This window comes from Pseudorhodoplanes sinuspersici, assembly GCF_002119765.1.
Lineage (GTDB): Bacteria > Pseudomonadota > Alphaproteobacteria > Rhizobiales > Xanthobacteraceae > Pseudorhodoplanes > Pseudorhodoplanes sinuspersici.
In genome coordinates, this window is sequence record NZ_CP021112.1 from 4,433,516 (window position 1) to 4,442,414 (window position 8,899).

Consider the following 8,899-nt stretch of genomic DNA (forward strand, 5'->3'; position numbering starts at 1 on the left):
CTTCCAAGCCCCGCTGATGATCCGATCCACTGTAATTCAGTACGGTGCGACCGTTAAGGGGCTGCGAGCTGACCGTCCCGCCAAGTCTTTAGCCAAGTCTCCAGCCAAGTCTCTCTCTTTCTCTTCTCTCCGAAGTCACTGCGCGGACAATGCGGATCCGATATCGCTTGCGTCGGCCGCGCTGATGATGAACGTATCCGCCAGATCAAAGCCTTCACATCGCGGCGTTGAACCCTTTTTCGATTCCGGGCGACATTGTCCTCATGAAAATCACACTCGATCTGTCGAAGTTGCTCGAACAGGGCAAGATCACAGCCGCCGACGCTGAGCGCCTGAAGGCGCTGGCCGCGACCGAAACCGGCAATCTCGGCCTCAATATCCTGACCGGCTTCGGCGTCATCGCCGCAAGTGCCGGCGCCGTCGCGGTGATGCTGACGGCGTTCGATTTCACCGCGCAATCGGCGGCGATCATCGGCGGCTGCGTGTTCGGTCTAGGCCTTCTTCTTCTGCTGGCCCGCGGCGAGATGGTAAGCCTGCTCTCGCAGACGCTGATCCTGATCGGCGCGCTGACCGGCGGTGCGGGTTTACTGATCCTTGAAGATGGTTCGCTGCGCGCTGCGGCTTTCGTCACCGCCGTGCTGGCGGTGACGGCGGTGCTGGCGCGATCCAGTCTGATGGCGGCCTTGGCGGTGGTGTCGCTCGCCGGCTGTCTCGGTGCGCGGACCGGCTATATCCACGCGATGTATTCGCTGTCGATCCAGGAGCCGCTCGTCACGGTGGTGCTGTTTTCAGGTCTCGCGTTCGCGCTGTATCTGATCTCGCAGCAGGTGAGGGCCGATTACGAGCGCATCAGCCTCGCGGCAGCGCGCATGTCATTGGTGCTGGTGAATTTCGGTTTCTGGATCGGCTCGCTCTGGGGCGACCGTCTGCGGCTCTACCGTTACATCGTCTATAACGATCCGAAGGGCGGCCCGGATTTCACCGCCCATGGCGCGGTTATCCCGCCTTATGTCTTCTCGATCGGCTGGGCGGTGGCGCTGATCGCCGCCGGCGTCTGGGGCGTCAAGTCGGGACGGCGCTGGGTGGTCAATCTCGCCGCGGTATTCGGCGGCATCCACTTCTATACGCAGTGGTTCGAGCATCTCGGCGCCAATGCCTTCAGCGTGCTGGCGGGCGGCATCCTGCTGATCGTGATTGCCTTCGCGTTGCGAACGCTGAATCGCAAGCCTTCGCCGGCGTCCTGATCGCTCTCTTAAGAAATTCGTCGCCGGGGCTCGGTGGGGCGTCGAACGAGCCCCGGCGACAACGGCCTGGGCTACAGACAGGCCGCCTTGACAACTGCCGGCGTGGGCTCTGGTGACGGCAGCCGTACGAGCAGGCTCTTCAGCCGGTCCTTCATCCCGGTGAGGCCAAAGAGTGAATTTTCAGGGTTTTGGCGCGTGGCATCGCCGGCCCGGTAGAGCACCTGGCCGGCCTCGTTCGTCACCACATCGACGCGCGCGCCACCGGTCAGTTCGCCATAGGCAAAGACCGCGGCCGCGCAGGCACGGATGCTCGCGCAGTCTGTTGTATCCAGGTAATGCAAAATCGCGCCGTCACGCTCGAGATCGGCCATCTCGTCCAGCCGCCGCGCGGCGGCATGCACGACATAGCCGTCAGCCAGGAAGCGACGCACAGTCTCTTTGCCGGTGCTGGAAGCCGCACCGGTAACGACTGCCACCTTGGAGGGAATCGTGGAAGACTTGGTATTCATGGTGGCTCCTGATCGGCCCCCCGGCCCATCGGATCGCGTTACAGATTGACAGAATAGCGAAAAATGTTACATTGTCAACCATGTCAGACATAACTGTCGCTACATCACGGGATCGTGAAGACGAGCGCCGCGACGCCATCATGGCCGGCGCCCACGCCTGTTTTCTGCAATACGGCTTTGCCAAGACCTCGCTGGATGACATCGCCCAGCGCGCTGGTATCTCGCGGCCGCTGATCTACCGGAAGTTCAAGAACAAGGAGGCCATCCTCGCCGCCCTCTACGACTTCAAGCTCAACGCTCTTTACCCGCAGGTGGAGGCGGTGCTGGCAAAGCGGGGCAGTGACAAGCGCGAGACGCTGCTGCGGATGTGGGAGGTGCTGCTGCTCGATGCCTGGGCGGAGCTGATCCAGATCCCGATGGTGTCGGAGCTGTTCGATGCCTGTTCGCGCCACGTGCCTGAACTTGAAAAGAAGCATGAGTTGCGGCGGATCGAATATGCGCAGGCCGTGCTCGGCTCGCATGACCTCGCCGAGGTGTTCGTGCTGGCCACCAAAGGGCTGACCAAGGATCTGCCGAGCGAAGCGGTGCTGCGCCGCCGGCTGATGATCCTGATCGACCGGTTCGTCTGATCTGCAAACACTCTTTGCCGTCATTCCGGGGCGCGGGCCTTCAGCCCGCGAACCCGGAATCCAGTCAGACACTCCTGGATTCCGGGCTCGCTTGCCGCGCAAGCGCCCCGGAATGACACCCAATGGGAGAGGTGAACAAGAGCGCCGCTCGTGACGCCGAATCCTGCCTCGTGCTATGGCCAAAGGAAGCCGAATTCGAGCGCGCAGGGCAAAGGGCGGCAAGGGCATGAAAGACATCATCGAAAAACTCGATCTCCGCCGGGACAACGCCAAGCTCGGCGGCGGCAAGGCCCGCATCGAAGCGCAGCACAAGCGCGGCAAACTCACGGCCAGAGAGCGCATCGAACTCCTCCTCGACAAGGGCTCGTTCGAGGAATTCGACATGTTCGTCGAACACCGCTCGAACGAATTCGGCATGGAGAAGCAGAAGATCCCCGGCGACGGCGTCGTTACCGGCTGGGGCACGGTCAATGGCCGCACCGTCTTCCTGTTCTCCAAGGACTTCACCGTGTTCGGCGGTTCGCTCTCCGAAGCGCACGCCCAGAAAATCATCAAGGTGCAGGATATGGCGCTGAAGGCGCGGGCGCCGATCATCGGCCTGTTCGATGCCGGCGGCGCGCGCATCCAGGAAGGCGTCGCAGCTCTCGGCGGCTATGGCGAAGTGTTCAAGCGCAACGTGATCTCGTCCGGCGTCATCCCGCAGATCAGCGTCATCATGGGACCGTGCGCGGGCGGCGATGTCTATTCGCCGGCGATGACCGATTTCATCTTCATGGTGCGCGACACGAGCTACATGTTCGTCACCGGCCCCGACGTGGTGAAGACCGTCACCAATGAAGTGGTGACAGCGGAAGAACTCGGCGGCGCCTCGGTGCATACGACCAAAAGTTCGGTGGCCGACGGTGCGTTCGAGAACGATGTCGAGTGCCTTCTTCAGATGCGCCGGCTGATCGACTTTCTCCCCGCGAGTTTCGATGCCGGCGTGCCGCAATGGCCGACGCTCGACGATCCCGACCGCATTGACAATTCACTCGATACGCTGATCCCCGACAATCCGAACAAGCCCTACGACATGAAGGAGCTGATCCTGAAGGTCGTGGACGAGGGCGACTTTTTCGAAATCTCGCCGAGCTTCGCCAAGAACATCGTCACCGGCTTCGGCCGCGTGGCCGGCCGCAGCGTCGGCTTTGTCGCCAACCAGCCGATGGTGCTGGCCGGCGTGCTCGACTCAGATGCCTCGCGCAAGGCCGCGCGCTTCGTGCGCTTCTGCGATGCCTTCAACATCCCGATCGTCACCTTCGTCGATGTGCCGGGTTTCCTGCCGGGCACGGCGCAGGAATATGGCGGGCTGATCAAGCATGGCGCCAAGCTGCTCTTCGCCTATTCGCAGGCGACGGTGCCGCTGGTCACCGTCATCACGCGAAAAGCCTTCGGCGGCGCCTATGACGTGATGGCGTCTAAGCATGTCGGCGGCGATCTCAACTATGCCTGGCCGACCGCGCAGATCGCGGTGATGGGCGCAAAGGGCGCGGTGGAGATCATCTTCCGCGGCGGCGATGCCGACACCATCGCCGCGCGCACCAAGGAATATGAAGAGCGTTTCCTGTCACCCTTCGTCGCCGCCGAGCGCGGCTATATCGACGACGTGATCATGCCCCACTCGACACGCAAGCGCATCGCGAGAGCGCTGGCGATGTTGCGGACGAAGAAGGTCGAGATGCCGCCGAAGAAGCACGATAACTTGCCGTTGTAGCAAGATTGCGGATGTGATCCGCGGGGGGAGACATGGATTGGCTTGTCGTAGCAGGCGTAGTTAGTCTTGGATTTTTAGTTGGACTTCTTGTCGGCTGGTACGTGAACGAGGATCAGCCATTTACGGCAACAGGGCTTGTTGCGTCGATAACGATCTTATCCGGAGCAGGGGTATTGGGGGTATTTCATATGATTGCTCCGACCGGGCCAACGCGAGAGTTTTGGCTTTATCCCATTGCGGTATTGTTGGGGGTTCTGATCGCGCCTCCATTGAGTAAGCTTTACGATCGATTGTATGTCGAAGACAGCAAGATCAAGCGATAAGAGATTTTCACCTTCGTCGCCGATACGGCCTGCTCAACGAGCCTGATTTTGTCTGCACTCGACGAGGAAGCGCATCGTCCGTGCTCTGGCCATGCAGCGGACCAAGCAGGTCGAGATGCCGCCGAAGAAGCGCGTGAATTTTGCCGTTGTGAGGGGAAGGTGCTCTTGTGCCCATCGATTTGCATCATCGATTGTCGGAGTTTTCTTACGGATACGGAGTAACGCGTGAGATTGAGCGTTATTTGGCCGCAGTCGGGATTGAGGCGACACCGTTTCTACCCAGCCTGTTGCACGAGGCAAAACTTGGATTTGACGTGGCATTCGATAGGCCTGGCAAACCGCTGCTGTTGCAATTTAAGCTTGGAGAGGTGGTGAAGCGCTTCAAGAGCAAAAGCGGCAAAGCGGCACCAACTCTTCAAAGACCATTTTGGCGCTTTCGGGTAGATACCGCTGAGCCGGACGGACAGTACGACGTATTGTTGAAGGCTGAAAAGGCCGGTGCGGAGGTATATTACGCCGCACCGCGTTTCACAGATTGGGACGCATATGCCAGCCATTTCCAAAAGGGGAAGGTTCTTGATCGATCTTTGCTGATGAGGCCTTCAGAAATTGAACAAAAGCTAATTAGGCAGGGCGAGCCCGATGGATCACATCTTGTGGTCTACGATCGTTCCTCAGTCCACGTATATTCGGACGGCGATGAGGTTGAGGAAGTCGATCCAGAGGAATTGGCAGAGAAGATACGAGCCGATCTGCTTCAGCAAAGGGAGAGGGCGGACTTGCTACTTCAGCGAGTATACTTGGGTTTAGGGGAATTTAGAAGGGTTAGGCTTGTGGACGGACATATCGAACAGGCCGCACAAACTTCGCCCGATTTGGCTCGCTCACCGAAGCGGCGCGCGCAGGAGCGTGAACGTCGCCTTGAGTCGTTTAAAGGGCGCGCCGATCGAGAAGGAGATGCGATTTTCGCGGCTCTGGGTGCGGAAACTTGGTCTATGGGCACGCAGCTGATTTTTGCAGCGTTGAAAACGTGACCAGTGTAGCCCGGATGCAGCGAAGCGAAATCCGGGGCATAACAATCCCGCATTTCCGTTGCGCTCCCATGCAGGGTACGTTTCCGTCAAAGCCGCTACAGCCCCTTAGCCTTGATCTTCGTTTTCTTCGTCGCTGCGAGCAGTCGCTCGTCAGCGGTAATGAGCGTTGCGGCTTCGCGCTCGGCCAGCGCCAGATAGAAGCAATCGTAGATCGGATGCCGCAGGTCCGTCGCAAAGGCCAGCGCGGGCGTCATCAAATCCTCGACGGGTAAAAGCCGATGATAGTGCGCAACGACGATTTTGAGCGCGTGCTGTGCGTCGGCCGCGTTCATGTCGCCCCGCATCGCGCTTTTCCAGATGGCATTGCCAATCTCGGCGATCACAAGCGAAGGCGCGATGATGTCGGTGTCGCTGGTGCGAAGCAGTGCGGCCTTGTTTGAATCGGCTTCAGGCAAAACCCATTTTACTGCCACGCTGGCATCGACAATCAGCGTCATCGATACCGTTCGTCATTGTCGCGCCACTCCCTGATATCGGCCGTGGAGTCGCCTGTGACCTTCCCGATCTTTTGACGCAAGCGATCGGCCTCAGCCCAGGCTTCTTCCTTGCTGGGCTTCGCGGCTGCAGTCAGCGCCTCGCGGGCAATCTCGCTCACCGACTTGCCCTCGGCCTTCGCCTTTTGCTTCAGGCGGTCGGCGGTCGCCTGATCGACGTTGCGGACCAGAATGTCCACCATCTCCGCCTCCTGCGGATGATATCAGTCTGATATCAAGATGGGGCGGCGCGATCTTTTTGTCAAACGCTCTTGACAATATTCCTATAAGCAAATAATCCTATATCCGCTCGCCCCAAGCGAGGGACGTTCTGCAGGACGTTGCTGGATGGGGGTGAGTGCGGCGCCCGCGGGTGAGGCTCGTCACCTCACACTCGGGCGGTGCCGGGGCTCCGCCCGGGACCACTAAGAGTCCCTGCCAGGAGCTGGCTGACACGGGCCTCGTTTCGATACGAGGTCCGCGCGAAGCGCGGCCCGGCACTGGTTAAACGTCGCGGTGGAGCGCTGGAAGGCGGGGTGTCCCGATCGCAAGGGACGCCGACGCCAAGGCGCATTGGACGCCGCGCAAGCGGTGGAGGATGCGTCGCGGCGTAGTGAAAAGGAACAGCGCCTTCCGGCGCTCCACTCCCTCGCACATCACACGCACCGGGTGTTTCCGGTGCGTGCCAAGACGCATGCCGGGTGTTCCCGGCATGCGACGCACAAGCACGCGCAAAAGAGGCAAGCGCAGGATGTTGAGCGACGTGAGCCCTGATGGGTCAGTTAATCGCCGCCATCTTGCCGGTGGCGATGTCCGTCACCGATCCATCCTCGAGGCTGATGCGATAGATCTCGCGCAGCACATTGCCGGCAAATCCGAGCTCGACGATGGAGACGGTCTTGAACGTGGCGGGAATGCCGTCCGGCAGGATCTGGTTGAATTCCTTCGCGGTCTGATCGAAGGTGGCCTTGATCTCGGGTGTGAATTTCGCCATCGAATAGACCAGCGTGTTGTGCGGATTATGCGCGGCCAGGGTCTTGCCGTCCTTGACGACATTCAGGCCGCTGACGCCGACCGTCCGCACCAGCTCCTTTCCGGCCTCGCTCATCACGGCATAAACCGGGCCGGTCACCCGCGGCAGCGGGCCGTCGCGCAACGGCGTCAGCGCCACGGTGGCGGCGGTGTTGAAGGCCATCATCGCGTCAAAGCCCTCGCCGGATTTGACGATGCCAAGATCGAGCCACCACGGATGGCCGGCGCCTTTGGCGGCTTCGGTGGTATAGAAGTTCTTCAACGTGACATTCAGCACACCCGGCAGCTTCGGCAGCGCCTTCAGCATCTTTTGCGGCGTTTCGGGATCGGCATTGTGGATGTGCAGCACGGTGACATGCGGAATGTTGAAACGCTGCGCCTCGTCTTCGAGCTTGGCATTCAGCAGTTTCTCGCGCAGCAGGCCGCCGGTGGCGACCGCCAGCCGATCGTTGACGTCCTTGGGCAGCGTATAGACGAGACCGAACGTACGCTTGTGCTCACGGAAGGCCGGCGAGGCGAGGGCGCTGTTGTCGACCGGGGTCTCCGTCTGGGCCTGCGCGATCGGAGTGGTCAGGGCAAAGGCGCTGACCATGACGAGCGCGGCCATGCTGCTTGTCAATGTGTCGGTGGTCTTGAACATACGGTGGCCCCTTTCGTGAGCAACGTGCAATAAAATGCCGGATTCCGGTGAAGGACGCAGAGCGGCGACGCATCGACCCGCCGCCACGATGGTTCTCGGATACGCCGGCAATCTGGCGCGATCGTATGACAGTGATGTTACGGCAGCGTCGTCATCCACCGGGGCGTATGCTAAGTCCGGCCCTTGCGCTCCCTTTCCTGCGGGCTACAAGGGGCCGGAAGCATTCAGGGAGAAAACGACCAATGCGAACCTTCCCAGGCCTGACTTTCCCAGGCCAGAACCTGAAGGCTGTGGTCGCCGCCTTCGCAATGATGAGCATCGCAATTATGACCTCCGACGACGCCAACGCCCAATCGAAACCCGTCACCACATCCTCGGGCCTGCAGATGACCGACACCAAGGTCGGCACTGGCGCTTCGCCGAAGCAGGGCCAGACCGCGGTCGTGCATTACACCGGCTATCTCAATGACAACGGCGCCAAGGGCAAGAAATTCGATTCATCGGTTGATCGCGGCCAGCCGTTCGAGTTTCCGGTCGGCGCCGGCCGTGTGATCAAGGGCTGGGACGAGGGCGTTGCGACGATGAAGGTCGGCGGCAAGCGCACCTTGGTGATCCCGCCGCAGCTCGGCTATGGCGCGTCGGGCGCCGGCGGCGTCATCCCGCCAAATGCGACGCTGATCTTCGATGTCGAATTGCTCGGGGTGAAATGAGTTGTAGGGTGGGTTACGCGCCTTCGGCGCCAACCCACCCTGCACGCTTCACCGCTGCAAATTCTGCAGCGTCGTCGCATTCGGGCAGTAATCCTTGAAGCTCTGCACCGCACGGCCGTGACCGATCTCGTCGGCGCAATGAAGTTTTGCAGTGCAGCCGGCGCAGGTGCGCTCAAGTTCGCGCATGGTCTTCGGCGGCACTTTATCTTCGTCGATGCCGGTCACGTCCAGCATATGGCAAAGAAGTTCGGTCGAGCCGGGTTCGCGGCCGACCAGCCAGCGCAGATCCTCGGGCCGGCCGCGCACATGCGCGCGCAACCGCTCCATCTCCTCGCCGCGGGCCTTTTCGAGGAAGGCGAGGTCGCGCTCATAATCATTGGGCTTCAGCCAGTCGATGAGCTTGCCGATCATGGGCCATTGTGCGCGAACGGACATGGATCATCCTCCCGATTACATCGGCAGACAGCCTGACACGATCTTCGGGAACGGCGT

At 60.7% G+C, this 8,899-nt stretch carries 11 protein-coding genes; 6 read left to right on the plus strand and 5 right to left on the minus strand.

Annotated features, from left to right (window positions below):
* The first annotated feature begins 263 nt into the window (after positions 1–263).
* Positions 264–1,244, plus strand: a complete 981-nt coding sequence (locus CAK95_RS21545; RefSeq protein ID WP_086089789.1) for a hypothetical protein — start codon at positions 264–266, stop codon at positions 1,242–1,244.
* 71 nt (positions 1,245–1,315) lie between these two features.
* Here CAK95_RS21545 and CAK95_RS21550 read toward each other — a convergent pair whose 3' ends face one another.
* Positions 1,316–1,753, minus strand: coding sequence for an SDR family NAD(P)-dependent oxidoreductase (locus tag CAK95_RS21550; protein WP_086089790.1), 438 nt, complete (start codon positions 1,751–1,753; stop codon positions 1,316–1,318).
* A gap of 140 nt (positions 1,754–1,893) precedes the next feature.
* On the opposite strand from CAK95_RS21550, the gene CAK95_RS21555 reads away from it, so the two are divergent.
* The 4 genes from CAK95_RS21555 (at position 1,894) to CAK95_RS21570 (ending at position 5,492) form a co-directional block, all read left to right on the plus strand.
* Positions 1,894–2,382 (plus strand): TetR/AcrR family transcriptional regulator, encoded by a 489-nt coding sequence (locus tag CAK95_RS21555; RefSeq protein WP_210190725.1) that lies wholly within the window; start codon positions 1,894–1,896, stop codon positions 2,380–2,382.
* Positions 2,383–2,608: 226 nt separating this feature from the next.
* Positions 2,609–4,135 carry an acyl-CoA carboxylase subunit beta gene (locus tag CAK95_RS21560; protein ID WP_086089792.1) on the plus strand — a complete coding sequence of 509 codons (1,527 nt, stop codon included), beginning with the start codon at positions 2,609–2,611 and terminating at the stop codon, positions 4,133–4,135.
* 32 nt (positions 4,136–4,167) lie between these two features.
* Positions 4,168–4,458, plus strand: a complete 291-nt coding sequence (locus tag CAK95_RS21565; RefSeq protein ID WP_086089793.1) for a hypothetical protein — start codon at positions 4,168–4,170, stop codon at positions 4,456–4,458.
* A gap of 167 nt (positions 4,459–4,625) precedes the next feature.
* The gene (locus CAK95_RS21570) at positions 4,626–5,492 is read left to right on the plus strand and encodes a hypothetical protein (RefSeq protein ID WP_086089794.1); all 867 of its coding nucleotides are present in this window, start codon (positions 4,626–4,628) and stop codon (positions 5,490–5,492) included.
* Positions 5,493–5,587: 95 nt separating this feature from the next.
* Here the strand turns inward: CAK95_RS21570 and CAK95_RS21575 are convergent, their stop codons facing one another.
* The 3 genes from CAK95_RS21575 to CAK95_RS21585 form a co-directional block, all read right to left on the minus strand.
* Positions 5,588–5,989 carry a type II toxin-antitoxin system VapC family toxin gene (locus CAK95_RS21575; protein WP_086089795.1) on the minus strand — a complete coding sequence of 134 codons (402 nt, stop codon included), beginning with the start codon at positions 5,987–5,989 and terminating at the stop codon, positions 5,588–5,590.
* Complete coding sequence (locus CAK95_RS21580; protein ID WP_086089796.1) at positions 5,986–6,228, minus strand: FitA-like ribbon-helix-helix domain-containing protein; 243 nt, start codon at positions 6,226–6,228, stop codon at positions 5,986–5,988. The genes CAK95_RS21575 and CAK95_RS21580 overlap by 4 nt, the downstream gene beginning before the upstream one ends.
* Positions 6,229–6,803: 575 nt before the next feature.
* A complete protein-coding gene (locus CAK95_RS21585; RefSeq protein ID WP_120265352.1) occupies positions 6,804–7,697 on the minus strand; it encodes a hypothetical protein in 894 nt (297 codons plus the stop codon).
* A gap of 242 nt (positions 7,698–7,939) precedes the next feature.
* On the opposite strand from CAK95_RS21585, the gene CAK95_RS21590 reads away from it, so the two are divergent.
* Positions 7,940–8,407: an FKBP-type peptidyl-prolyl cis-trans isomerase gene (locus CAK95_RS21590; RefSeq protein WP_086089797.1), complete on the plus strand. Its 468-nt coding sequence runs from the start codon at positions 7,940–7,942 to the stop codon at positions 8,405–8,407.
* A gap of 48 nt (positions 8,408–8,455) precedes the next feature.
* On the opposite strand, the gene CAK95_RS21595 is transcribed toward CAK95_RS21590, so the two are convergent.
* Positions 8,456–8,842: a hypothetical protein gene (locus CAK95_RS21595; protein ID WP_086089798.1), complete on the minus strand. Its 387-nt coding sequence runs from the start codon at positions 8,840–8,842 to the stop codon at positions 8,456–8,458.
* Between the last annotated feature and the right edge of the window lie 57 nt (positions 8,843–8,899).

Coding starts and splice junctions, on each gene's coding strand:
- CAK95_RS21545 (WP_086089789.1), top strand. CDS start 264: ATGAAAATCACACTCGATCTGTCGAAGTTGCTCGAACAGGGCAAGATC.
- CAK95_RS21550 (WP_086089790.1), bottom strand. CDS start 1,753: ATGAATACCAAGTCTTCCACGATTCCCTCCAAGGTGGCAGTCGTTACC.
- CAK95_RS21555 (WP_210190725.1), top strand. CDS start 1,894: ATGGCCGGCGCCCACGCCTGTTTTCTGCAATACGGCTTTGCCAAGACC.
- CAK95_RS21560 (WP_086089792.1), top strand. CDS start 2,609: ATGAAAGACATCATCGAAAAACTCGATCTCCGCCGGGACAACGCCAAG.
- CAK95_RS21565 (WP_086089793.1), top strand. CDS start 4,168: ATGGATTGGCTTGTCGTAGCAGGCGTAGTTAGTCTTGGATTTTTAGTT.
- CAK95_RS21575 (WP_086089795.1), bottom strand. CDS start 5,989: ATGACGCTGATTGTCGATGCCAGCGTGGCAGTAAAATGGGTTTTGCCT.
- CAK95_RS21580 (WP_086089796.1), bottom strand. CDS start 6,228: ATGGTGGACATTCTGGTCCGCAACGTCGATCAGGCGACCGCCGACCGC.
- CAK95_RS21585 (WP_120265352.1), bottom strand. CDS start 7,697: ATGTTCAAGACCACCGACACATTGACAAGCAGCATGGCCGCGCTCGTC.
- CAK95_RS21590 (WP_086089797.1), top strand. CDS start 7,940: ATGCGAACCTTCCCAGGCCTGACTTTCCCAGGCCAGAACCTGAAGGCT.
- CAK95_RS21595 (WP_086089798.1), bottom strand. CDS start 8,842: ATGTCCGTTCGCGCACAATGGCCCATGATCGGCAAGCTCATCGACTGG.